The organism is Bordetella flabilis (genome assembly GCF_001676725.1).
Lineage (GTDB): Bacteria > Pseudomonadota > Gammaproteobacteria > Burkholderiales > Burkholderiaceae_B > Bordetella_C > Bordetella_C flabilis.
The window spans coordinates 3,947,527-3,971,217 of sequence record NZ_CP016172.1; the positions used below are offsets into that span (position 1 = coordinate 3,947,527).

Sequence of the window (23,691 nt, forward strand, 5' to 3'; positions counted from 1 at the left end):
ATCTTAAAATTGCAGGTTTGCCCTGGCCTAAACCGCCTTTGGGGCGCAGTCAGCCGGAACCGTGTAATGAACAAAGCCGCACCCCAGAACGAGTCGCAGGAACTGTCGAAAAGCTTCGAACCCGCCGAGATCGAGGCGCGCTGGTACGCCGAGTGGGACCGGCGCGGCTACTTCGATGCGGGCCGGCACGTGCAGGCCGGCGCAGCATCTACCGGCAGCTACACCATCCAGTTTCCCCCGCCCAATGTGACTGGGACATTGCACATGGGCCATGCGTTCAACCAGACCATCATGGATGGGCTGGCGCGCTATCGCCGCATGTCGGGCGACGATACGGTGCTTATTCCGGGGACGGACCATGCCGGCATCGCGACCCAGATCGTGGTGCAACGCCAGCTGGACGCCCAGCAGGTTTCCCGCCACGACCTCGGCCGCGACAAATTCATCGAAAAAGTATGGGAGTGGAAGCGCCAATCGGGCAACACGATCACCGGCCAGGTGCGCCGGCTGGGGGCCTCGGCCGACTGGAAGCGCGAATATTTCACCATGGACGAGCGCATGTCGCGCGGCGTGGTGGAAACCTTCGTACGCCTGTACCGCGAAGGGCTGATCTACCGCGGCAAGCGCCTAGTCAACTGGGACCCCAAGCTGCTGACAGCCGTGTCCGACCTGGAAGTGCAGGCGGAGGAAACCGACGGCTTCATGTGGCATATCGAGTACCCCTTCGTCGACGGACCGCAGACCATCGTCGACGCCGAGGGCCGCACGGTGACGCTGCGCGGCATGACCATCGCCACCACCCGCCCGGAAACCATGCTGGCCGATGGGGCGCTGTGCGTGCATCCTGACGACCCGCGCTACAAGCATCTGCTGGGCAAGCTGGTGGAGCTGCCGCTTTGCGACCGCAACATTCCCATCATCGCGGACGACTTCGTCGATCCCGCGTTCGGCACGGGTTGCGTCAAGATCACCGGCGCGCACGACTTCAACGACTATGCCTGCGCGCTGCGGCACAACCTGCCGATGATCGTCATCTTCACGCCGGACGCGCATATCAACGAGAACGGCCCGGAAGCCTTCCGCGGCCTGGAACGCTATGAGGCGCGCAAGGCCGTCGTGGCGGCCCTGCAGGACCAGGGCTATCTGGTCAAGGTCGAACCGCACAAGATGATGCAGCCCAAGGGCGACCGCACCGGCGTCGTCCTGGAGCCCATGCTGACCGACCAATGGTTCGTCGCGATGAGCAAGCCCGCCCCCGAGGGCACGCTGCATCCCGGCAAGAGCATCACGGACGTCGCGCTGGAAGTGGTCGCCGACGGGCGCATCACCTTCTACCCCGAGAACTGGACGACGATCTATAACCAGTGGCTGAACAACATCCAGGACTGGTGCATCTCGCGCCAGCTCTGGTGGGGCCACCAGATCCCCGCCTGGTATGCGGAGGATGGCCGTATCTTCGTGGCCCATACCGAAGCCGAGGCCATCGACCAGGCGCGCGCGGCCGGCGTCGAAGGTCCGCTTGAGCGCGATCCCGACGTGCTGGATACCTGGTTTTCCTCCGCCCTGGTGCCCTTCACCACGCTGGGCTGGCCGGAACAGACGCCGGACCTGGCGCGCTACCTGCCGTCCAGTGTGCTGGTCACCGGCTTCGACATCATTTTCTTCTGGGTTGCGCGCATGGTGATGATGACCACGCACCTGACCGGCCAGATTCCTTTCAAGCACGTGTACGTGCATGGCCTGATCCGCGATGCCGACGGGCAGAAGATGAGCAAGTCCAAGGGCAATACCCTGGACCCGGTGGACCTGATCGACGGTGTCGACCTGGAAACACTGGTCGCCAAGCGCACCTATGGCCTGATGAATCCCAGGCAGGCGGGCGCCATCGAGAAGGCGACGCGGCGCCAGTACCCCGACGGTATCCCGGCTTTCGGCGCGGACGCGCTGCGCTTCACCATGGCGGCCTATGCCACGCTGGGCCGCAATATCAACTTCGACCTGAAGCGCTGCGAAGGCTACCGCAACTTCTGCAACAAGCTGTGGAACGCCACCCGCTTCGTTCTGATGAACACGGAAGGCCACGATGTCGCCCAGGGCGACGGCGAAACGTCCATGGTCGACCGCTGGATCGTCAGCCAGTTGCAGGAGCTGGAGGCGGAGGTGGCGCGCGGCTTTGCGGACTATCGCTTCGACAACGTCGCCAATGCCCTGTACCGCTTCATCTGGGACGAGTATTGCGACTGGTATGTCGAACTGGCGAAGGTGCAGTTGCAGACCGGCACGCCGGCGCAGCAGGCCGGCACCCGCGCCACCCTGATCCGCGTACTGGAAGCGGTGCTGCGGCTGGCGCACCCCATCATTCCCTTCATTACCGAAGAGCTTTGGCAGAAGGTGTCCGTGGTGGCGGGCAAGCGCGCGCCGGGCGCCACGGACAGCGTCAGCGTCCAGCCTTATCCGCGGCCGAACGCCGATGCTGTGGACAAGCAGGCCGAGGGCGACGTGGCCGAACTGAAGGCTCAGATCGAGGCTGTACGGGCCCTGCGCGGCGAGATGAACCTGTCGCCCGCCCAAAAGGTGCCGCTGATCGTCCAGGGCCGCGCGGATATCCTGCACCGCAATGCGCCTTACCTCGCGGCCCTGGCTCGCCTCACCCAGGTCGAGGTCGTGGCCACCCTGCCCGATGTGGGCGCGCCGGTGCAGGTGGTCGGCGATTCGCGCCTGATGCTGCATGTGGAGATCGACGCCGAAGCCGAACGGGCCCGGCTGGATAAGGAGATCAGCCGCCTGGAAGGCGAGATTGCCAAGGCCAACGGCAAATTGTCGAATGCCAGCTTCGTGGAACGTGCCCCGGCTGCGGTCGTGGAGCAGGAAAAGGCCCGCCTGGCGCAGTTCGCCGAAACCTTGAACAAGGTACGTGAACAACGGGCGAAACTGGCGGCCTGAGCCTGCCGCCCGGACGGCAGGCGAACGGAAAAGCGGCATCCCATGCGGGATGCCGCTTTTCCTTTTGCTTTTCTTTAGGCTGCTGGATCAACCCCGGGTCGGCGCGGAAAGGTCCCCGTCGACCAGGGTTTGCAGGAAGCGCTCGTCTTCCGCGGTGAGCCAGCCCTGGGCGCGCGCCCGCACGATCAGGTCGGGCCGACGCGTGGCCGTCAACCGCAACGACTGTTCGCGCCGCCAGCGCGCGATCCGGGCATGATGGCCGGACAGCAACGGCGCGGGCACCGGGGTGCCCTGGTAGACCTCGGGACGGGTGTAATGAGGACTGTCGAGCAGGCCGGACAGGGCTGGATTGAAGGAATCCTGGATGGCCGATTCGTCATCGTTCAGCACGCCCGGCATCAGCCGCACGGTCGCATCGATGATGGCCATCGCGGCCAGCTCCCCGCCGGACAGCACGAAATCGCCCAGCGAGATTTCCTCGATGACCTGGCGGTCGATGAAGCGCTGGTCCACGCCCTCGTAGCGGCCGCATATGAGCACGGCGCCCGCACCCGCCGCCAGCGATTGCGCGCGCGCCTGATCGAAGCGTGGCCCCGTGGGGGACAACAGGATCACCGGGGCCGGCGACGGCTCCGTGGCGGCCCGGCTGCGCTGCGCGGCATCGACAGCGTCCGACAAGGGTCCGGCCATCATCACCATTCCGGGACCGCCGCCATAGGGACGATCGTCGACAGTGCGATGCGCGTCATGCGTGTAGTCGCGCGGGTTCCAGGCATGCAGCGCCCAAAGACCCTGGGTATGGGCCCGGCCCGTCACCCCCAAGTCCCGCACGACCGCGAACATGTCGGGGAACAAGGTAACGACGTCGAAGCGCATCAGAAATCCAGCGGCCAGTCGCTGTCGATACGCCGCTGCGCCAGGTCAACCGCCTGGACATGCGCCTGGACGAATGGCACCAGGACTTCCACGGGCCGCCCCTTGGCGTCCAGTATCGGTTCGGGCGTCGGCTGGCCGGGCAAATGGCGCTGTCGCAGCACCCTGAGCAAGGCGTGGGCGCCGTTGTCGAGGACCTCGTCGACCACCCCCAGCACGGCGGACTCGCCGTTTTCCTGGCCCCAGACCGTACAGCCGATCAAGTCGACCCAGTAGTACTCGTCTTCGTCGGGAGCAGGAAAGGCCTGGCGGGGCATGCAGACGCTCATGCCGCGCAGGGCCTCGGCCTGGTCGCGATCGTCGATACCGGCCAGTTGCGCGACGATGTGCGAGCCATGCGCACGAGCGGCCTTGACCGGGTAGGGCTGGGCAGGCGCTGTCTTGCCCGGCGTAGCGGGCGCGACAGGACGCATCAGCCACCACACTGGTGGCGAGGAAGCAGGGGAATCCGAAGTAACGGAGAGCAGCACGTCGGCATCTGCCGAGTGGGGCTGGATCTTGATCCAGCCCTTGACCCCGTAGGCCGCGGCAATGCGTCCAAGCTCGATCAAGTCGGCAGGCGCCTCGGCGGGCTTGGGAACGTTGCTCATTGCGGGGCGTGGATCATTGAGACCTGACACGGGCATAGCGCCCTGCCCGGCTCGCCGGCACGGAGCACGCCCATGGGCGCAGATCAGGCCGAAGCCGTGACCTTGGCCGAGTAGTCTTTCAGCAGACGAGCCACGGCAGGCGACAGCTGGGCGCCGTTGCCGGTCCAGTACTGCACGCGATCCAGGGCAATGCGCAGGCCTTCCGTGCCTTCGCTGGCGACCGGATTGTAAAAGCCGATGCGCTCGATGAAGCGGCCGTCGCGGCGGTTACGCGAATCGGTGGCCACCAGGTTGTAGAACGGACGCTTCTTCGACCCGCCGCGGGCCAGACGAATCACCACCATAGGTAATCCCTTGAATTAGATGTGAAAAACAGTAGATTCTAGCACTGTTGGCCCTCGGACGGCAAATCGCCGTGCGGAGGGCGTTGGTATGCCGCCCTATCCGGCCGGTCGGCCGGCGGAATCAGCGGCGTCGCAGGTAATGCACCCCTTGCGCCTCGCTTTCCTGCTGCAGCACCAGGGCATTGCCCGTCTGGCGGGCGAAGGCCTGGAAGTCCCGGATGGCGTTGCGGTCCGTGGTGATGACCTTCAGCACCTGCCCGCTGGCCAGCTGCGCCAGGGCTTTCTTCGCCCGCAGGATAGGAAGCGGACATGCCAGCCCCGTGGCGTCGACTTCCAGGTCCGCGGCAGGCGCCGCCGCGGAGGTATCGGTATCGTTGGGCGTCATCGCGTTCCTGACCTCTGGCGCCGTCATGACAGGCGCTCGTCCACCCACTGGCGCACGCTGGCGATGGCGCCCGGCAGGGCCGCCATATCGCTGCCGCCGCCCATGGCCATATCGGGACGTCCGCCCCCCTTGCCGCCCAGTTGGCTGGAGACGAAGCCCACCAGTTCGCCGGCCTTGATCCGGTCGGTGAGGTCGGCGGTGACCCCGCCCACGACGCTGATCTTTCCGTCCGCCGAGCCGGCCAGCAGGACGACCGCCGGCTTCAGTTTGTCCTTGAGCTGATCGACCATGCCGCGCAAGGCCTTGGGATCGGCACTTTCGACGCCGGCCGCCAGCACCTTGATGCCTTTGATCTCCACGGTGTGGCGCGCGGCCAGGTCGTTGCCGGCGCTGGAAGCCAGTTTGCTGCGGGCCTGGTCCAGGTCTTTTTCGAGCGCCTTGACCTGTTCCTGCACCTGCGCGATGCGATCGGGCAGATCGGCCGGGGGAACCCGCAGGACGCCCGCTGCCCGGTTCAGCAAGGCGGTTTGCGCCTGCACCCAGGCAACCGTGTTGTCGCCGGTGATCGCTTCGATACGGCGCACCCCGGCGGCGACGCCGGTTTCGGCCACGATCTTGAACATGCCGATGTCGCCGGTCCGGGTGACGTGGGTGCCGCCGCACAGCTCGCGCGAGAAACCGATGTCCAGCACGCGCACGGTGTCGCCGTATTTCTCGCCGAACAGGGCCATGGCGCCGCCCTTGACCGCTTCGTCATACGGCAGCACGCGGGCTTGCGTGGAGTGGTTGCTGAGGATCTCGGCATTGACGATGGCCTCGACGCGGGCGATCTGGTCCGCCGTCATCGGCGCATCGTGGGCGAAGTCGAAACGGGTCTTTTCCGGGTCGACCAGCGAGCCGCGCTGCTGCACGTGCGTGCCCAGCACTTCGCGCAGCGCCTTGTGCATGAGGTGGGTGGCGGAATGATTGCGTACCGTGCGGGCACGCCGGACCGCGTCCACGCGCGCCAGCACGGTGTCGCCGACCGCCAGCGTGCCGGATTCCAGCTTGCCATGGTGGCCGAAGACACCGGCCTGTACCTTGAGGGTGTCGGCGACTGCGAACCGCACGCCGGCGGCCTCCAGCAGACCGGTATCGCCAACCTGGCCGCCCGATTCCGCGTAGAACGGCGTGGCGTCCAGCACCACGACGGCATCCTTGCCCGCCTCGATGCGATCCACCGACGTACCGTCTGCGTACAGGGCGACGACCCGCACGCCGTCCAGTTCGATCCGTTCGTAGCCTTCGAAGCGCGTTTCGGCGCCCGAGTAGGACAAGCCTTCCGCCATCTTGAACTTGCCGGCGGCGCGGGCCTGTTCGCGCTGGCGCGCCATGGCGGCGTCAAAGCCGGCCAGGTCCACCTGCACCCCACGCTCGCGGCAGATATCGGCCGTCAGGTCGACGGGAAATCCATAGGTGTCGTACAGGGTGAAGACCGTCGTTCCATCCATCTCGCCGCCCTTGGAGACGTCGGCCAGTGCGGCTTCGAGGATCTTCATGCCGTGCTCGAGCGTCTCGCCGAAGCGCTCTTCTTCCTGCTTCAGCACCTGCGCGACGCGCTCGGCCGTCTGCGCCAGTTCCGGATAGGCCTGGCCCATCTCCGCCACCAGGTCGGGGACCAGCCGATGGAAGAAAGGTTGCGTCTGCCCCAGCTTGTAACCATGCCGCAAGGCGCGCCGGACAATACGCCGCAGCACATAGCCCCGACCTTCGTTGCTCGGAATAACGCCGTCGACGATCAGGAAGGAACAGGCGCGGATATGGTCGGCAATGACCTTGAGCGAGTTGTCGCCCAGATCGCGGGTACGCGTTTCGCGAGCCGCCGCCGCGATCAGCTTCTGGAACAGATCGATTTCGTAATTGGAATGGACGTGCTGCAGCACCGCCGAGATACGCTCCAGACCCATCCCGGTATCGACGCAGGGCTTGGGGAGCCTGGACATATTGCCCGCTGCATCCCGCTCGAACTGCATGAACACGAGATTCCAGATCTCGATGTAGCGATCGCCGTCTTCCTCCGGGGATCCCGGAGGACCGCCCCAGACTTCCGGGCCATGGTCGTAGAAGATTTCCGAGCACGGCCCGCACGGGCCGGTCTCCGCCATCTGCCAGAAGTTGTCCGAGGCATAGCGGGCGCCCTTGTTGTCGCCGATGCGCACGATGCGATCGGCGGGCACGCCGATCTCCTTGGCCCAGATGTCGTAGGCCTCGTCATCTTCGTGATACACGGTGACCCAGAGTTTTTCCGCCGGCAGCTTGTATACGGCCGTCAGCAGTTCCCAGGCGTATTGGATGGCGTCGCGCTTGAAATAGTCCCCGAAGCTGAAATTGCCCAGCATTTCGAAGAAAGTATGGTGGCGCGCCGTATAGCCGACGTTTTCCAGGTCGTTGTGCTTGCCGCCGGCCCGTACGCTGCGCTGCGACGAGGTCGCGCGGGTATAGGCGCGCGTTTCCTTGCCGGTGAAGACGTCCTTGAACTGCACCATGCCCGAATTGGTGAAGAGCAGGGTCGGATCGTTGCCGGGAACGAGCGACGAGGAAGGGACGATGGTATGCCCCTTGGACTGGAAGAATTGCAGGAACTTCTGGCGAATCTCGGAGGATTTCATCGTGGATGAATCGGTCGGCATAGGCGAATCGTCGATTATAGAGGGTTGCGTCCGTTTGAAGACGGTAACAAGCCGGCCCGCCTTGACGGCAGAGGGCACCCGGAACGACCGCGGGAAAGCTAGCGAACGCACACGTAGCCCTCCGTCCAGCCCTGCGCCAGCCAATCGCCCACGCCCCCGGCGGCGACCAGCACCGGCTTGAAGCCTGGCGGGCAACTGCAACGGCCGGTCCGGGGATTGAGGCTGGAGGCACCCTGGCGCTCGGTGCAGCCGGACCCTGTGTTCCAGGAAAACGCCCCGCCAAAGCCGCCGGGTGCGGACCACACCCCCGCCACGCAACTAAGCAACCCGCCGGCGGTATCCCGTGCCAGCAGGCCGTTTTCGGGACACGGTTCCTGGGCCACCGCGACCGCGCCCAGCTTCAGGTGTTCCCCTGCGACCAGCCGGCCGGTGGCCGCCACCGATCCGGCCGCCGACACATCTCCCCGAAAGTCCGGGTCGCGCGTGTCATGCGGCCGCAGGTAGGCCGTCTTGGCGCCGGCTTCCCGCCCCGCCCAGACGGCTACCGTGCCGGGCGGCAACGCCGCCATGCCGGGCAGCGGCGGATTGGGCAGATCCAGGGCGCCGCCGCGCAAGCGGTCCGGAGCCAGCTCGGACACACTGCCGCCGGATCCTTCGGTGGCCATCAGCACCCCCGCAATACGCGAGAAGTCCGGCTTTCCGGAGCCGGCGTGCAGCAAGGGGGCGCTGCTATAGGCGAGCGCGTCCAGCCGGCACGCAGCTCCCGGGCAGGCCCCGCTGCGCGCGACGCGGATTGACGCTCGAACCCCGGCTGGACCGGCGAGCGGAAAGGCCTGCGGCAAATGGCCGTTGTCCTTCAACTCCGTGATCGTCGGCGACCAGGAATCGGCATAACGCGGGCGCCCATCTTCCGAGCGAGCGACGTGGCCCGCCACGAGAAGATCGCCATGGCGCGCCAACATGCTGTCGAGCGCACGCCGTATTTCGGAAAACCAGCGGCCCGTCGCGCGCTGGGCGGCGTCCTCGACGTCACGGGCGAGCTTGTCCGCTGCCCAGATCGCCAACAGGCTGGCGACCGCAACGGCGATCGCCAGTTCCAGCAGCGCAAAGCCCCTTTGCCCGGCCGGGGCGACGTGCCGGCGCGGCCAGCCGGCCTGCCGCGCGAAGTTCGCGGCCAAGGGAAGCTTGCCAAGAGCGGCCACGTCAGCGGGCCGTGAAGACGAAGGTGTTGGCGTCGCCGGCCGCGCACTGCGCCTGCGCCAGCATGGCGTCGTATCCCCGGGCGGGCGAGACGCTGCTGTCCTTGACCACCACCGGCCCGCCCTGCCCTTCGACCGAGATGATTTCGGATACGCGCTGCATGACGGATGCGAGCCCGGGGCATGCGGAGTTGTTCACATTGGTCAGCGTCAAGGTGAACGCCGACCCCGGCCCGCCACCGGCGATGGAGGCAGGCGCCAGCGCGATCGTCCCGTTGCCGGCGGTGCCGTTGCCGCCCAGGCCGTGCGCCACCACCGCGGCGGCGTCGTTGCCATTGACCGAGAAGATGCTGGAGTCACGTAGCGCATTGGCCAGGATGCCGCTATGCAGGTTGCGATAAGGCGCGAGCCCTCCCCCCTGCCCGTTTGCCTTGGCGCGCGCGACGAAACGCTGCAGTTCTTCGCCGACCTTGGGCACCTTGTTCTCGACGACATAACTGCCGATGGCCGGGATCCCGACAATGGCGATAAGCAGGACGATGGCGGTAACGATGGAGACTTCGATCAGCGAGAAACCGCGCTGAAGAATGCGCTGACGGCGGGAGGGCATGCTGTGCTCCTGGTGCGTGGAACGTGGGCGGTGGATGAATATCGGGGTACCTGTGTGTGGGGCGCGCCGGCAAGGGCCATCCGGCCGTCCTCATGCCCTAGCCCGCTGCATAGAAGCTGGTCATGGCACGGCGCAGTTCATCGATGACCGCGTAATGCCAGAGGGCAATTCCCAGGACGGCGGCCACGGCGGCGAGCAGCAAGGTCCAGCGCCAGGCCTGCGCCTGAAAACGGACACGGCGCAGGACCGGCCCTTCGATATGCAGGGATGCCCGGGCGATGCCGCGGGCCATGCCATGCGCGGCCACCATATCGTTCAGGTACCACCATGTCTGGCGGTCGATCAGGCCGGTGTCGAGGCTGTCGACGCCTACCATACCGGCATCGATGCGCCCGACCATGCCGTCCAGGTGCCACGCCAGCCACGGCCGCGCCTGCGCCGCCTGCAGCGCCAGCGCCTGCCGCAGCCGCATGTCGGCGCGACCGTGCTGGCGCACCAGCACCGTCAGCATGCACAGGAAACGAATGGCATTCACATCGCGGTAAAGTCGCCAGACCAGCCACGACTCCAGGCGCTCCCGCAACGGCCCGGTCAGGTTGGGCAGGGACCACAGGACCAGCCAGATGCAGCCGGCCGCGCCGGCCGCCAGCACCGGAAGATGGCCGTGCAATGCGCGCGCGAAGCCGAACAGGCCGCGGGTCCACGTGCCGTAGTGCGACGACGGCACCATCTGGAACACCGCCTGCAGGCGCGGCACCGTCAGGTATGGCACAGCGCAGGCCAGTGCCCATGCGACGGCCACGGCAACGATGCCGGCCGCCAGGGCTTCCCGGAAGGTGCGGGATGCGTCTTCGACCACGCGGGCTGCGCGCCCCAGGTCCCGCAACGTGGCGCCGAGGGCGCCCGCATCTCCCGCCTGTATGGCGTGCAGCATGGCCAGATCTTCCGCGGGCATGCTACCCGCCCAAGCCAGGGCCAGATTGCCGCCGCAGGCTTCCAGCGCCCGCGACCAGCGCCGCGCCAACCTGCCGCGCACGCTGCCCGCGCCGTATCGGTGGGCGTCGTCGTCAAACAGGTCGCGCAGGCTCTTGCGCCCCTGCAGTCCCTCCACCATATCCGCCAGATATTCGTAGTAATCGCCGCGCTCGCCGGAGAACCGCAGCGCATCCCAACGCCAACGCAGCGTATCGATATGCAGCGAGGCGCCGCCGCGCGACGCACAGGCCGCCAGCATCTGCACATAACCGGTCAGGCGGCCCGTTACGCGGCGGGCGCATGCATGAAAGCGGTCAGGCACGGCGGTCGCCCTCGCACCGGTCCAGTGCCGCCCGTTCCCGTTGCACTGTCGCGTAAGGCTCGAAGCCCGCTTCGATATCACGCGGGTCGATTTCGCCGATGGACGCCTTGTAGACGGCGCACTCCATGGCGCTCTTGCCTTCCATATCGGGACTGTCGTACGGCGCCACGCGCCGGGTCCGCAAGTGGCGGCGCAGCGCAAGGTTGTCGCGCTGGCGCACACATTGCAGGAAGACCTCGTCATGCTCGGGCTCGATCATTTCGGCGACCACGGTGCGGCCGCGCGTGCCGTTCAGGTGCGGCAACTCATCCTGGATGCAGTACGGACAGCCGGCATCGTTGCGTATGCGAAGCGCCTGCTCCCGCAGGCCGTACAAATCGACGAAGCGGCGGGTCCAGGCACGCCAGGTTTCGCCGTTCCGCCCGGCATGCAGGGAGCTCAGCGGCAAGGCGCAATGCGGGCAAAGCCGCGCCAGCAGACTCTGGTGCACCAGCAGCTTGAGGACGCCGGGCGTCGCCAGGAAGTCGCGCGACACGCGGATGAAGTCCGAGGCCAGGCGCTCCGGGATCATGCGGGCGCAGGCGGCATGCGTGGTCGTATAGACTTTCACTCCGGATCCGGCCAGATCCATGAAGGCGCGTCCCGTCTGCTCGTCGCGGATCTCGCCGATCAGAAGATCGTTCATGGCGCAGCGCTTGACGGTCCTGAGCTTGGCATCGAACGCACCGGCATCGCCATCGTGGAGCGAGCGCACGACGGTATTCTGCAGCGCATTCCCGATAAGGTATTCGACGGGATCCTCCAGCGTGATGACCTTGCGGTTATCGGGCAGCGTTCGTATGAGCGTGGCGATGGTGGTGGATTTTCCGGAACCGACCACACCCGCCAGCACGATGGCGCCGCCTTCCGACATGCGGGCGCGCTCGAGCATGTCCACCTGCGTGTCCAGATAGCCGAGCTCGCGCAACGAGATGTCGTCAACCGCCGCGTCGAGCCGCAGCAGGCGCAGGCATACCGAGGGCCCGTCATCGGTGGCCAGGGAGGCCCAGCGCAGCATGATGGGCCGTTCGTCGACTTCGACGCGCAGCCGGCCCTGCTGCTCGGCCTGGGGATCGAAAACCGCACCGTTGCCGCCCCGCACGTCCATCCATGCCACGGCGAGCATCTCCATCAGCGTCGCGGTCGGGATGTGCCGGAAGCGGGCCGGGGCGATATAGCTGCCGCCTATGGTGTATCGAACCTCGGATTCGGCGCGACGATGGCGGACATTCAGGTGGACGTCGCTGGCGCCATGGCGCACGCCCCAGGCCACGATCTCGCAGAAGCCGGACGCCAACGCCGACTTGTGGCGGTCCGACAGCACCAGGCGGCGGTCGCGCAGGCTTTGCAAGGTCAACTGGCCCCGGGCGACGCTAAGCAGCAACGGGGCCGGCAACACATACCGTGAGGGACTGGCCAGGCGGCGTCCGCGCCGCAGCACCATGCGTTCGACTTCGTCGATGGCGTCGCCGGCCGCGTAGTCGGCCAGCGCGAAGATGGCGACCGTGCCGTCCTGCAAGGCGATCGGACATACCCGGCCGGACAGGGCGGCAAGGTCGAACTCGTCGCTCAATGCCCGCGCAAAGGGCGGCACGATGCGGGCGATGTCATCCTGGGTGGACAAGATCGCCACCCGCGATGAATGTCCGGGCGAGGTACGCGCCACAGGCGATACCGGGCTGCCGACGGGCATGGCGGGAATGCGTTTTACCAACACGATGCGGTTCTCCTCAAGGGGTGGGCGCCAGGCATACATGGCGATTGCCCGACGCCCCATCGAGCCGGACGCAGGATCCTTCTATGGCGCGCAGCGCATAGACGCCGACGCCGTCGGGCGCCTGGTCCGGCCACTTGCGGCCATGCCGATAGCGCAGGCGCCGGCCGTTGAGCACCACTTCGACATGCAGGCGTTTGCCTACGCCGTAAATGGCGGACAAATCGATACGATCGGCCGGCTGCGCCGTCTGTGAGTCACTATCCGCGGCGTGCGTCGGCCCCTGAAGGCCTGGCCCCCGCCGCCTGGCCAGGGCCGCCCGTGTCTCGCGGCGCAGCAGTTCGTGGACGGTGTCGGCCTCGGGCCATGCCGGCGCCACGGATTCCATTTCGATGACGCCCTGCGCGGCGTCGGATGGCTGTGGATGCGCCTGTGCCTGAGGGTCCGCTTGCGCGGCGGCGGGAAGGACGCCGGCGATGCCGAGAAGAAGCAGCGCACGCGGCGTGCGGCGTCCGCCACGCCTATTCGCGTTCATAGACGACTCCTTGGATCTGTGCCATCAATGGGCTCTGGGCAATGTCGGGCGGTCGGTCCACCTGCACGACCAACGCGATTTCCGACCATGACGCCGTCGCTGGAGGCTGCGCCAGCAAGGCGAAGGAACGCAGCGGACCTTCCAGGACGATGGGGCGGCTCCGCAAGCGCGGCAGATCAGGGGGCGCTGGCAAGGGACGGCCCTGCGGGTCACGTGGCGGGGCCACAGCGAAGGCGGCGGGGGCGCCGAGCGCAATGCGCGCGAAGGCGGGACGTATCGCCTGGAGAACGCTGGCGAACCGCAAGTCCGTCTGCGACATGTGCGGCAAGGCCGCGGGTTGCAGGGCATGCGTGACGCCGGTCACCTGCCACAGGACGTCGGCCTCGTCGAGCGACGCGAACAAGGCACGTACTGAGGCGGGCAGGCGTTCCGCCAAGGCCTGGTTCGTCGCGTGCGGCGTGGTACGGCCGTAGCGCGCATGACATGCCCAGCCACTCCCATCCGGCCGGCAGCGGGCCCACTGCAAGGTCCAGTCCTGCAATGCGGTGGGCAGTTGGCGCAAGATCTGGAAGACCCGGCCGAGTTGCCCGGCGTCGTGGATGTGTATCGTGGCCGCGGCCCGCGACAATGCGTCGTGCCACGCCCGGGCGGGGTCAACCGCAACCGGGGGTGGCGGCGCGCCGGGGCCACGCTGCCAGGCACGCCATGCCGGCGGCAGCAGCAGCGCCAATGCCAGCAGCAGGATCACACCTTGCGCGGGCGCCGGCACGCGCCCCCACGGGAGACCGATGCGCCACATGGCCGCCGCCGGATCCAGTGATCGCGCCAGGTCGTCGACCGAGAGCCGGTGCACGGCGCCCGCAAGACCGGGATGCAGGAGCTCGAGTTCAGCCACTGCCGCCTGTGCGGCCGCTTCATCGGGATAGATACGATCGCTGCGCGCCATGACGGCGCCGTCGCGTGTGGCCGCCAGCCAGGTGCGCGTGCCGTCCATGCACAGGACGCCCGCCGCCACACCGTGGGGATGCATGCGCGCGAAGACTTGCGCAGCGGCATAGCAAGCCTTGTTGCGCAGCCTTTGCCCCGTCTTGCCGCGCGTGCGCAAGCGGGCACAACCCACGGCTGCGGCACCGCTGCCGCCATGCACGTAATGGGTAGCGCGGGCTTCGCGCGCCTTCCTGCGCGCCAGGGCATCGACACGGCTGCCGACGATGGCCGACCAGTGCAAGCCGAAAACCAGCACGGTTTCGTCCTGCAGGGAAACCAGCGTATGGTCGCCCACCGCTTGCGGGACGGGCCGGAAAGCATGGGATTCGCTATCGGGCCGAGGCGTGTTCGTCATGGGTCAGAATCCTTCTTCCACTTGCGCCGTGACGATGACCAGCGTGGTTACCCGCCGCATGGACGCGCGATCGCTTCCACCCAGCACAAGCGGCGCGGACGGCGTCAGGCGCCGCCGGTCGTATTCGTCTTCGCGCCGTTCGAATCCGGAGATGATCATCGGCTGGCCCGCGCGCAGCTCGACCTGCTGCACCATGCCGTTGCCGTCGATGGTGACCTGCTGGATTTCCAACTGGTTGCCGACCTTGCCGAAGGTCACGCTTTTAAGCGGTTGCGCCGCCGTGTTGTCGTAGGCGATGGACAGGAGGATCTGACCGTCTTCCTGCGCGTCCGGCACGAGGGTGAGGAAGGAACCGACCGTCTCCTGCTTCTGGCTGACGGATATGGACGGCAGCACGCCGGGAAGGACGCCGGACGCCGAGCCGGGGGATGCGGCGCTCATGCCCTGTACCTGGTCGATATAGGAGAAGGTCGTCCGCACCGCATGCGTCACGGGACGCCGGTTCAGCGTAAGCATGGGTACGCTGCTGTGGCGCACGACCGTCCCCATGTCGCTCAAGGCCGACAGTATGGCCTTGCTGCCGCCGAAGGGTCCGCTGCCGGCGGTCGCCGAGGCCAGTCCGGCCGCGGCGCCGGCATCGGCGGCCATGGCCAGCGAGGCCGCGGCCCGTGCGCCCTGGTACACCGCATTCCAGTCTATGCCGGCTTGCGCCGTATCGCGGGAAACCACCGTGACTTCTTCGAACACCAGGCGCACGCGGCGGGTCAGGGCCTTGTTTTCGCGATGCAGGAAACGTGCGACCTGGTCCAGCGCATCGCGGGTATCGGTCACCACGAGAGAGCTTGCGGCTCCTGGCGCGACGGTGACCGTGCCCGCGCGGGTCAGGAACGCTTCGATGCGGGCCCGCACCGACGCCATGGCGTCCTGGTCGCCGCTCGAGAGCGTGGTGTTCGACGTGTTCTCGAAGCCTTCGGCGCCGGACTTGCCTGCGCGCCCCAGCCGGGCGTCGGCGCGCGCGTTGAGAGTCAGGGCGCGCACGTCGAAGACGCGGGTTTCAGTACGGTAGAACTCGATGGCGCCGTCGGCGTAGCGCCAGTACACCCCCAGGCGCCACGCCAAGGCGTCGAGCACGCGCGGCAAGGGTTGCGAGCCATCGGGCAACGAAGCTTGCGTAGGCAGGGCCGTGACGGCCGCCGGTGCGGCCGCCAGTCGGGGCAGGAAGAGTTCCGCGGGCAGCAGCGCGTCCGGCCGCACCTTGACGCCGATGCCGGTGGCGCGGGCGATGCGTTCCGCGAGCACGGCGAGGTCGGCTTGACCGCCGGCGAACATCAGCGTGGTATCGACGTTCTTGCGCAGTGCCGCCGGCAACGTCACTTCCCTGGCCAGCGGTCGCGCTCGGCCGGCCAGCCAGGGCTTGTCCACGTCCTGCGCGGCGCGACGCGCCTGCGTATCCGTCAGCGACCGCAGGAAGCCGGCACGCCGGGCTTCATTGCCCGCCTGGGCCTGGCCATAGCGGTCCAGCACCGAGGCGGCACGTTCCGGTGTGACACAAGCGGCGCACAGCGTTGCCATCCCCAGCGCCGCGCCCTGTCGCATACCGCGTCGCACACGCCGTATGAATGCGCACGATGCGTTCATGATGCCGCCCCAGGTCGGGCGGCGGTACGGTCGCAGGCTTCGGACAGCGGCACGACGCGCAACACCCGGTTCGCATAGAAGCAGGGCTGCAAAGGCCGCTCGCCCAGTTCGGTCGTCGCCAGCAGTTCCCGCACGGATTGCTTGAAGTCCCCGGCGAAATCGGCGCTACCCGCCAGCGGAATATCGACATCCGCGGCCCAGTGTTCGGGTTGGAAGGTCCACCCCGCGAGCGTCGCCCAGCGTCCCAGCGCCCTGCGCATGTTTTCATCGCCCGGCCCGACGCGATAAGACTTCGTGTGTACAGGTGCTGCGGTCGCGAGCTGCGCCCCGGGCAGTGCCGCCCGGGTTGACCGTGCGTCTCGCGGGGCGGGTGTGGCAGGTGTCCCCTTTGCGTCCGCGGCACCGGATCCAGTACCGGATGCGGTACCGGACCCGCCAGGGCGCGCCGCCATGGGGAGCGGCGACGCCTGCCGGCCCGCTCCGGAACCGGACGCCGCCGCCGGCATTGCCGTCGACGCGCCGACACCCGGCAAGGCGCCCTGCCCGGCCGCGCCAAGGTAATCCGCACGCGCCTGCAGAGCCCCCCCGCGCAGTACCAGCGCGGCCCACTTGCCCTGAACGACGATGTAGGGCTCGTGCCGCGTGTAGGACGCCGGCCGCAGGACCCCGCCCTGCTCGGTAAAAATCGCCGGCACGGTCTGGCCGGGCGCGAATTGCAGCCAGGTCTGGCGGCCGTCGTCGAACACCTGCAATGGCGCGACCGGCCGATCGCCGGAAAGGCGCCAATCGAAGTCGAAGCGAGAGCCGGGCAGCGGTCCCGGCGGGCCCTCCGAGGACGCGCCGCCAAGCCAGGCAGGCGGCGCACATGCGGCCAGCCATGGCAACAGGAGCAGCGTCTTCAGCAATCGGTACATGCGGGTCCCCGGATGCGCGCCGCCAACGAGCGCGACCCAGGGATGGTGCCCCGACCACGAAGACCTCACCAGACGCAAATCTACGCATGGATGCGGACGTCACCGCCGGCACTGCGACGATGCGCCATGGCATGGCGGGAAGTACGGACGCCGGCGCAGCGACATGCCACCGCATCCCGTCCACAGCACAGACGCCCACCCCCTTACCGGGGCGATATCCGTGCATGCGAAAAGCCCTCACCGCATCCTGCTTGCACAGGATGCGGTGAGGGCTTACGGACAACCGGAACAGGCCAACCCGATGCAGAGACGCGCGCCGGGCCGCCCCGACGTGCGTCGAACGCTCAGCGTTGCTGAACGATGGTGCGCGCTTGCGCCGCCGCGCTATTGAGCGCCGCGACCGGCGGCGTCTTGCCGTCGATGGCGTCGGTCAGCTCGCGGCTGAGGATGGGCTCGATACGGTCGTAGTTGGACACGCGGAAGCCACGGCTGTTGGGCGCCGGCTGGCTGCGCATGCTGTCCACGACTTGCTGGGCACCCGGGACGCGGCTATAGAAGGAAACGTCGGACGCGCGGAACGCGGCTTCCGTCAAGGGCAGATACCCGGTGCGCTGGTGCCATTCCGCCGCCACCACGGGCTTGGCCAGCCAGGCCAGGAATTCCGACGTAGCCTTGTCTTCGGTGGCGGGATGGCCCTCCATGACCCACAGCGCGCTGCCGCTGACGAAGGGCTTGCCCGCCTGCTTGGTGACCTGCTCGTAGTACGGCAAGGGCGCCACGCCGAAGGACAGCGATTTGGCGTTGAGCAGTCGTCCCAGCGCGCTCGATCCCGCCGTCAATACGCCGCACTGGCCCTTGGCGAAGGATTCATCCGGCTTGTCGTCGTCGCTGTGCTGCGTGAACAGCAGCGACCGCTTCCAGCTCGCCATGAGCGAAACATGGCGCATGTAGAGGCTGTCGAATTGCAGGGCCGCCGGCAACGGCTTGCCCTTGACGGCTTCGACGCCGTTGCCATTGCTGGTGTAGAGCTGGTTGTTCACCGGGGCCAGGTTCTCCAGGTGCACTTCGACCTGGTCGCCCGAGGCATAGGGGCATTCCACGTCCGCCGCATCACGCAGCTTGAGCAATTGCCCTTGCAGGTCGCTCCAGGTGCGTGCCGGCTCGGCAGGATTCAGGCCCGCTTTCTTGTACAGCGCGACGTTGTAGAACATGACCGGAACTTCTGCCATGTACGGAAACGCCAGCAGGCGGCCACGGCTGTCGCGGGTGAAACTGGTGGTCGACGGAAGGAACCAGTTCAGATCCTTGATGGGATACTTGGCCAGCAGCTCGTACAGTGGCTTGATGGCCTTGTGTTCGGCCACGACTTCGGGCGAATGGTTGTCCTGCAATTGGACCAGGTTGGGCGCCTTCTTGGCCGCGACGGCCGAAGTGGCCGCCTGTTGCAGCGCCTGCTGCGTAGCGAAGTCGCGCAACTGCACCTCGACGCTGCTCTGTTCCTTGTTGTATTGCTTGACCAGTTTTTCGAATTCAGCCTTGTTGGCATCGGTCAGGGTATGCCAGACCTGGATCTGTACCGGCGCCGCATGCGCGACACTCGCCGCCATCAAGGCGGCGCCGAAGATCCAGACGCGCCCACCGGCGCGGATTGCGCGGGCCACGCCCGTTTCGTGCAATTTCTTCATAGGTCTACATGCCGATAAAAGGGAATTCCGGTTCCGGCCGTCGTCCACTGAGCAGATCGGCCAAAGCCCGGCCCGAACCCACCCCCATGGTCCAGCCCAATGTCCCGTGACCCGTATTGAGATACAGGTTGGGAATGCGGGTACGGCCAATAAGGGGTACGTTCGACGGAGTGGACGGGCGCAGACCCGACCAATAGGTGACGCGCTCGAAATCGAGCGCGCCGGGGAAGAGATCGCGTGCGAGGTTCGTCATCGCGTCGCAACGCTGTGGATTGAGCGCACGGGAATATCCCGCCAGTTCCGCCGTGCCGGCCATGCGCAGCCGGTTGCCCAGGCGCGAAAAAACCACCTTGTGGCTGCTGTCGGTCAGGCTGACCGTAGGCGCTGCCAGGGGATCCAGTATGGGGAACGTGGCGGAATAGCCCTTGGCGGGATACACGTTGCAGGGCACGCCCAAAGGCCGCACCAGCAAGGGGGTATAGCTGCCCATGGCGACGACATAGGCGTCCGCCTGGACGGTGCCGTAGGTGCCGTCCGGTTCAAGGATTTCCACGCCTTCCACGCGGCCGCCGACCGAAATCAGGCGGGTGACCCGCGTGGAATAGCGGAAGTCGACGCCTGCGGCGACGCAGCGCTCGGCCAGGGCCACGGTGAACAGGTGCACGTCGCCGCTTTCGTCTTCGGGCGTGAAGTCGCCGCCGACGATGCGGCCACGCTGCGGCGCCAACGCGGGCTCGATGGCAACCACTTCATCGGCGCTCAGGATGCGGCGCTCGACGCCGAAGTCGCGCATGACGCCCGCGGCCTTCTGGGAGAGTTCGAATTCGTGGGGATCACGATAGAAATTCAGAATGCCCCGTTCAAGGTGTTCGTACTCGATACCCAGGTCGACGCGCATCGCGCGCAAGGTGGAACGGCTGTATTCGGCCATACGGACCATGGCGCGGATATTGGGCGCCAGGCGGCCGGGCAGGCATTCACGCAGGAAGGCCAGGCCCCAGGCCCATTGGCGCCAATCCAGTTGCGGACGGAAGAGCAGCGGCGCGTCCTCGCGGAACAGCCACTTGGCAAGCTTGAACGGCGCTTGCGGATTCGCCCAGGGTTCCGCATAGGAGACCGAGATCTGCGCGCCGTTGGCCAGGCTGGTTTCCTGCGCGGGACCGGTGCACCGGTCCAGGACGACCACATCATGCCCGGATTCGCGTAGCCACCACGCCGTTGAAACACCGATGATGCCTGCACCCAAAACCGCTACTTTCATGCGCGCGAAGCTCCTGAGTACGAGCGCGGCTGATGCCAGCCGTGATCGCTTGACCCTCCGAAATCCTGGGAACGGAGTTTACCTTGTCGCGCGGCGGATGCCCGGACAAAGAACGTTGAACACCCGTCGTTACAAGTGCGGATGGCCCGGGTGGCGGCGGCCGGCATCGTGGTGTTCAGGACCTGGCCTTGGCCAGGTCCGCTTCGGACGTGAAGGCGTCGGCATAGAACTCCTCGGCAGGCAGGCCGCACTGGGTGCTGAACTCGCGCCGGGCGGCATCGACCATGACCGGGGCGCCGCAAGCGTACACCTGGTGGCCGGACAGGTCCGGCAGGTCATGCATGACGGCCTCGTGCACAAAGCCCGACCGGCCGGTCCAGCCGTCCTCGGGCACTGCGTCGGACACCACCGGGATATACCGGAAGTCCGGCAGCGCCCCTGTCCAGGAGGCCGCGAGCGCGTCCATGTACAGGTCGCGCGGCCGGCGGCCGCCCCAGTACAGCACGACCGGACGGCGCATCTGCTGGTGGATCATGTGTTCGACGATGGCCTTGATGGGCGCGAAGCCGGTGCCGCTGGCCAGCAGGACTACCGGTTTGTCGCTGTCCTCGCGCAGGAAGAAAGAGCCGAACGGCCCTTCGATGCGCAGGATCTCCCGCTCTTTCATCTGCGTTGCGCCCGCACCGAACACATGGTCCGTGAAATGGCCCCCGGGCATATGGCGGATATGCAGTTCCAGGGGACTGCCGGCATGCGGCGGGCTGGCCATGGAGTAGCTGCGGCGGCGCCCCTCCTTGAGGATAAGTTCGATGTACTGCCCGGCATAGAATCGGAATGTCTCCGAAGCCGGCAATTGCAGCCGGATCACCGCCACATCGGGCGCCACGCGTTCGATGGCCTGCACACGCGACGGAAGCTTGCGGATCTGGATGTCGCTGGCCAGCCGCACCTCGGTGGATTCGATCTGCAGATCGGAACTGGGACGCGCCTGGCAGAACAAGGTATAGCCGGACGCAAGTTCTTCGGGCGCCAGGATTTGCGCCGGGTAAGGTCCCGCATCGTACTCCCCGGACAGCACCCTGCCCTTGCACGTCGAGCACGCGCCGCTGCGGCAGCTGTACGGCAGCACGATACCGGCCGCCAACGCGGCATCGAGCACGGTCTGCCCCGCTTCGACGTTGAACTGGTGTTGACTGGGCGAAATAGTGACCTGAAAGCTCATGGTGCGATAGAAAGGTGTGGAGACGAACCCAAGCCTAGGGCCGAATCGGACATTCTATAATTTTTGCCGCTTCGGGGAAGGCGCCCCCGGAACCTCATCTGTCGCACGCGCCGGAAGGTCGACTCCATGACGTGGTTCATTCTGGTACTGGCGGGCTTGTGTGAAGTGGTCTGGGCCGTGGGGCTGAAATACACGGACGGGTTCACTCGCATCGTGCCTTCCATCATTACTATCGTCGGCATGATCATCAGTGTATGGCTCTTGGCCATTGCGATGCGTACGCTGCCCCTGGGCACTGCCTACGCCGTCTGGGTCGGCATCGGCACGATCGGCGCGTTCGTCGCGGGGGTGATCCTTTTCGGCGAAAGCGCCAGCGCGCTGCGGCTGATCAGTATCGCGCTGATACTGGTGGGCCTGGTCGGCCTGAAGCTGTCCGGCGCCTAGCGGTGCCGCCTGCCGCGGGCGGGCTCAGAAATCCAGTTCGGCGGTCACGGGGTCGCCGACACGCAGCGTCGCGCCGGGCGGCGCGTCCACAATGGCGTTCTGGCCGAACACCACACCGAGCTCGAAGCTGCGCGTGGCGGTGAGGGTCATGCCCGGTTCGTCGCCGCGGGCGCCGGTCGCCTGGTCCACATCCGGGATGTTGCAGCGGGTGCAGGGCTTGACCAAGGCCATCCTGACGGCATCGCCGCAGGTCAGCAAGGCGGTATGGTCCTCGTCGTAGGCGGCGAAATCCTCGCCGCCAATCACGATATTGGGCCGGAAGCGGTTCATGGGCACGGGTTCCTTGCCGCGGGCGGCAAGGCGGTGATTCAACTCGTCCAGCGATGCCTGGTTCGCCACCAGCACCGGATAGCCGTCGGCGAACCCGAACAGGTGCGCGCCCTCGAAGCCTGCGGACAAGTCGGGATGGGCCTGCCGCCAGCGGCCGATCCAATCGGCATTGGTGGCGCGTGCAGCACGGCCGATGTCGACCTTGAACAAACGGCACGGACGCTGCAGGTAGTCGCTGAACCACTGCGCGGCCGCGTTGCTTTCGGCGCGTGCCGCAAAGGTGTCGCGCCATACGGTTACCGGTTCCTCGGCCGCGGCGAGACCAGAGCCGTCCAGCGGGACATCGAACGCCGGCATGCCGGGCGCCTCCAGGCGCAATTGCGTGGCGGTCAAGCGGGTCCGGACCAGTGCCATGGCGGGCACCTGGCGCTGGGTCAGGAAGCGCGTGCCGGACATGACCAGCCAGCGCCGGTCGTGCGCAAAACCTGCCGTATCGATCAGGGAGGTCTCCAGGTCGATGCCGGCACAGGACTTGACCGGGTAGATATGAAGGCTGCGGATATGCAGGGACATGATGGCTGCGCCGGGAAAATCGGGACCCGGCGTAGCATATCAATAAACGGCCCCGGCGCGCCCTCGCCTCCCGCGGATCAGGCGCTCGGCTACCCGACCAGTTGCAAGGCCTTCAACGGTGTCAGGGCATTGAAGCTGGCCCGGGTGGCGATATGTTCGGGCCGTGGCGACAAGCCATACTTGGGCGCGCCCAGGGCATTTTCCACGCTGTTGTAGACCATGAAGACGTTCGCGCGCGGCCACGGCGAAATATTGCTGTTGGACCCATGCATGGTGTTGCAGTCGAAAAACACCACGGAACCGGCCTTCCCCGTCATCGCGCGTATACCGCCCTGCTCCACCAGCAACTGCAGGCTGACAGGGTCCGGCACCCCATATTCCTGTTTCTTCAACGATTGCTTGTAATGGTCGTCCGGCGTCTCGCCCACGCATGAGATGAAATGGCGGTGCGAGCCCGGTACCAGCATCAGCGGACCGTTGCAGGCGTTGTTGTCGCTCAGCAGCACGGAACAACTGAGCGCGCGCATGGAGGGCATGCCGTCCTCCACATGCCAGGTCTCGAAGTCCGAATGCCAGTAGAACTCCTTGCCCTTGAAGCCGGGCTTCATATTGGCGCGCGACTGATGGATATACACCTCCGAGCCCAGGATCTGCCGTGCCACATTGATGAGGCGGGGATCGCGGGCCAGCCGCGAGATCAGCGGACTCAGCCGATGGACCATGAAGATGGAACGCACCGCGTTGCTGCCCGGCTCGGTGATCGCGGCTTCGCGCCGCGTGATGGCCGGATCGCGGGCCATGCGGCCGACCTCGTCCATCAAGGCCTGGACCTCGGTGGCGGGCAACAGGTCCTCGATCATGAGGAAGCCATCGCGATCGTAGGACTGCACCTGTTGCTCGGACAGTGCCTGCGCATGACGGCCGTCACCGTAGACGACCGGATCGTGCCGCGCGACGATGGCGGCACTGCGGTCGGTACGCGACGCGTACCGGTCTTTGGCGGGTGAAATCATGGCATCTCCTT

The 23,691-nt window shown here is 66.8% G+C and carries 20 protein-coding genes; 2 read left to right on the top strand and 18 right to left on the bottom strand.

From position 1 onward, the window contains the following. The first annotated feature begins 66 nt into the window (after positions 1-66). Positions 67-2,943: a valine--tRNA ligase gene (locus BAU07_RS17395; protein ID WP_066660090.1), complete on the top strand. Its 2,877-nt coding sequence runs from the start codon at positions 67-69 to the stop codon at positions 2,941-2,943. Positions 2,944-3,030: 87 nt separating this feature from the next. Here BAU07_RS17395 and trmD read toward each other — a convergent pair whose 3' ends face one another. From trmD to BAU07_RS17475, 16 genes are all read right to left on the bottom strand, one after another. Continuing rightward, complete coding sequence (gene trmD, locus BAU07_RS17400) at positions 3,031-3,819, bottom strand: tRNA (guanosine(37)-N1)-methyltransferase TrmD (RefSeq protein WP_066660093.1); 789 nt, start codon at positions 3,817-3,819, stop codon at positions 3,031-3,033. After that, positions 3,819-4,466, bottom strand: coding sequence for a ribosome maturation factor RimM (gene rimM, locus BAU07_RS17405; RefSeq protein ID WP_066660094.1), 648 nt, complete (start codon positions 4,464-4,466; stop codon positions 3,819-3,821). The genes trmD and rimM overlap by 1 nt, the downstream gene beginning before the upstream one ends. Positions 4,467-4,549: 83 nt before the next feature. Continuing rightward, positions 4,550-4,810, bottom strand: coding sequence for a 30S ribosomal protein S16 (rpsP, locus tag BAU07_RS17410; RefSeq protein WP_066660095.1), 261 nt, complete (start codon positions 4,808-4,810; stop codon positions 4,550-4,552). Between the two features lie 121 nt (positions 4,811-4,931). Then, positions 4,932-5,195, bottom strand: coding sequence for a sulfurtransferase TusA family protein (locus tag BAU07_RS17415; RefSeq protein ID WP_066660096.1), 264 nt, complete (start codon positions 5,193-5,195; stop codon positions 4,932-4,934). Between the two features lie 23 nt (positions 5,196-5,218). Next, positions 5,219-7,843 carry an alanine--tRNA ligase gene (alaS, locus tag BAU07_RS17420; RefSeq protein ID WP_066665515.1) on the bottom strand — a complete coding sequence of 875 codons (2,625 nt, stop codon included), beginning with the start codon at positions 7,841-7,843 and terminating at the stop codon, positions 5,219-5,221. Positions 7,844-7,962: 119 nt separating this feature from the next. Beyond that, positions 7,963-9,042, bottom strand: a complete 1,080-nt coding sequence (locus BAU07_RS17425) for a type II secretion system protein (RefSeq protein ID WP_066660098.1) — start codon at positions 9,040-9,042, stop codon at positions 7,963-7,965. Positions 9,043-9,067: 25 nt separating this feature from the next. Further along, positions 9,068-9,673, bottom strand: a complete 606-nt coding sequence (locus BAU07_RS17430) for a type 4 pilus major pilin (RefSeq protein WP_066660100.1) — start codon at positions 9,671-9,673, stop codon at positions 9,068-9,070. Between the two features lie 97 nt (positions 9,674-9,770). Further along, a complete protein-coding gene (locus BAU07_RS17435; protein WP_232338152.1) occupies positions 9,771-10,970 on the bottom strand; it encodes a general secretion pathway protein in 1,200 nt (399 codons plus the stop codon). Then, on the bottom strand, positions 10,963-12,702 hold the full coding sequence (locus BAU07_RS17440) for an ATPase, T2SS/T4P/T4SS family (protein WP_084026084.1): 1,740 nt from the start codon (positions 12,700-12,702) through the stop codon (positions 10,963-10,965). The genes BAU07_RS17435 and BAU07_RS17440 overlap by 8 nt, the downstream gene beginning before the upstream one ends. A gap of 37 nt (positions 12,703-12,739) precedes the next feature. Beyond that, entirely contained in the window at positions 12,740-13,258 is a 519-nt protein-coding gene (locus BAU07_RS17445) for a hypothetical protein (RefSeq protein ID WP_066660101.1), read from the bottom strand. Then, on the bottom strand, positions 13,245-14,600 hold the full coding sequence (locus tag BAU07_RS17450) for a type 4b pilus protein PilO2 (protein WP_066660102.1): 1,356 nt from the start codon (positions 14,598-14,600) through the stop codon (positions 13,245-13,247). The genes BAU07_RS17445 and BAU07_RS17450 overlap by 14 nt, the downstream gene beginning before the upstream one ends. A gap of 3 nt (positions 14,601-14,603) precedes the next feature. Further along, a complete protein-coding gene (locus BAU07_RS17455) occupies positions 14,604-16,172 on the bottom strand; it encodes a hypothetical protein (protein WP_232338154.1) in 1,569 nt (522 codons plus the stop codon). A gap of 62 nt (positions 16,173-16,234) precedes the next feature. After that, the gene (locus BAU07_RS17460) at positions 16,235-17,152 is read right to left on the bottom strand and encodes a TrbG/VirB9 family P-type conjugative transfer protein (protein WP_066660104.1); all 918 of its coding nucleotides are present in this window, start codon (positions 17,150-17,152) and stop codon (positions 16,235-16,237) included. Between the two features lie 344 nt (positions 17,153-17,496). Beyond that, positions 17,497-18,837 (bottom strand): extracellular solute-binding protein, encoded by a 1,341-nt coding sequence (locus BAU07_RS17465; RefSeq protein ID WP_066660107.1) that lies wholly within the window; start codon positions 18,835-18,837, stop codon positions 17,497-17,499. A gap of 4 nt (positions 18,838-18,841) precedes the next feature. Further along, positions 18,842-20,098: a D-amino acid dehydrogenase gene (locus BAU07_RS17470; RefSeq protein ID WP_066660109.1), complete on the bottom strand. Its 1,257-nt coding sequence runs from the start codon at positions 20,096-20,098 to the stop codon at positions 18,842-18,844. A gap of 175 nt (positions 20,099-20,273) precedes the next feature. Beyond that, entirely contained in the window at positions 20,274-21,320 is a 1,047-nt protein-coding gene (locus BAU07_RS17475) for a CDP-6-deoxy-delta-3,4-glucoseen reductase (RefSeq protein ID WP_066660112.1), read from the bottom strand. A gap of 126 nt (positions 21,321-21,446) precedes the next feature. Here BAU07_RS17475 and sugE point away from each other — a divergent pair, with 126 nt between their 5' ends. Further along, positions 21,447-21,764, top strand: a complete 318-nt coding sequence (gene sugE, locus BAU07_RS17480; RefSeq protein WP_066660114.1) for a quaternary ammonium compound efflux SMR transporter SugE — start codon at positions 21,447-21,449, stop codon at positions 21,762-21,764. 24 nt (positions 21,765-21,788) lie between these two features. Here sugE and BAU07_RS17485 read toward each other — a convergent pair whose 3' ends face one another. Together BAU07_RS17485 and thpD are read right to left on the bottom strand one after the other, a co-directional pair. Beyond that, on the bottom strand, positions 21,789-22,667 hold the full coding sequence (locus BAU07_RS17485) for an MOSC domain-containing protein (protein WP_066660115.1): 879 nt from the start codon (positions 22,665-22,667) through the stop codon (positions 21,789-21,791). 89 nt (positions 22,668-22,756) lie between these two features. Continuing rightward, positions 22,757-23,680 (bottom strand): ectoine hydroxylase, encoded by a 924-nt coding sequence (gene thpD, locus BAU07_RS17490; protein ID WP_066660117.1) that lies wholly within the window; start codon positions 23,678-23,680, stop codon positions 22,757-22,759. Positions 23,681-23,691: the final 11 nt, after the last annotated feature.

Bases quoted from the DNA above. Each gene is read 5' to 3' on its own strand.
- BAU07_RS17450 (WP_066660102.1), bottom strand. From the start codon at position 14,600: ATGACGAACACGCCTCGGCCCGATAGCGAATCCCATGCTTTCCGGCCC.
- rpsP (WP_066660095.1), bottom strand. From the start codon at position 4,810: ATGGTGGTGATTCGTCTGGCCCGCGGCGGGTCGAAGAAGCGTCCGTTC.
- BAU07_RS17485 (WP_066660115.1), bottom strand. From the start codon at position 22,667: ATGTCCCTGCATATCCGCAGCCTTCATATCTACCCGGTCAAGTCCTGT.
- alaS (WP_066665515.1), bottom strand. From the start codon at position 7,843: ATGAAATCCTCCGAGATTCGCCAGAAGTTCCTGCAATTCTTCCAGTCC.
- BAU07_RS17470 (WP_066660109.1), bottom strand. From the start codon at position 20,098: ATGAAAGTAGCGGTTTTGGGTGCAGGCATCATCGGTGTTTCAACGGCG.
- BAU07_RS17415 (WP_066660096.1), bottom strand. From the start codon at position 5,195: ATGACGCCCAACGATACCGATACCTCCGCGGCGGCGCCTGCCGCGGAC.
- sugE (WP_066660114.1), top strand. From the start codon at position 21,447: ATGACGTGGTTCATTCTGGTACTGGCGGGCTTGTGTGAAGTGGTCTGG.
- trmD (WP_066660093.1), bottom strand. From the start codon at position 3,819: ATGCGCTTCGACGTCGTTACCTTGTTCCCCGACATGTTCGCGGTCGTG.
- BAU07_RS17455 (WP_232338154.1), bottom strand. From the start codon at position 16,172: ATGGCAACGCTGTGCGCCGCTTGTGTCACACCGGAACGTGCCGCCTCG.
- BAU07_RS17430 (WP_066660100.1), bottom strand. From the start codon at position 9,673: ATGCCCTCCCGCCGTCAGCGCATTCTTCAGCGCGGTTTCTCGCTGATC.
- rimM (WP_066660094.1), bottom strand. From the start codon at position 4,466: ATGAGCAACGTTCCCAAGCCCGCCGAGGCGCCTGCCGACTTGATCGAG.
- BAU07_RS17395 (WP_066660090.1), top strand. From the start codon at position 67: ATGAACAAAGCCGCACCCCAGAACGAGTCGCAGGAACTGTCGAAAAGC.
- BAU07_RS17440 (WP_084026084.1), bottom strand. From the start codon at position 12,702: ATGCCCGTCGGCAGCCCGGTATCGCCTGTGGCGCGTACCTCGCCCGGA.
- BAU07_RS17460 (WP_066660104.1), bottom strand. From the start codon at position 17,152: ATGTACCGATTGCTGAAGACGCTGCTCCTGTTGCCATGGCTGGCCGCA.
- BAU07_RS17445 (WP_066660101.1), bottom strand. From the start codon at position 13,258: ATGAACGCGAATAGGCGTGGCGGACGCCGCACGCCGCGTGCGCTGCTT.
- thpD (WP_066660117.1), bottom strand. From the start codon at position 23,680: ATGATTTCACCCGCCAAAGACCGGTACGCGTCGCGTACCGACCGCAGT.
- BAU07_RS17475 (WP_066660112.1), bottom strand. From the start codon at position 21,320: ATGAGCTTTCAGGTCACTATTTCGCCCAGTCAACACCAGTTCAACGTC.
- BAU07_RS17465 (WP_066660107.1), bottom strand. From the start codon at position 18,837: ATGAAGAAATTGCACGAAACGGGCGTGGCCCGCGCAATCCGCGCCGGT.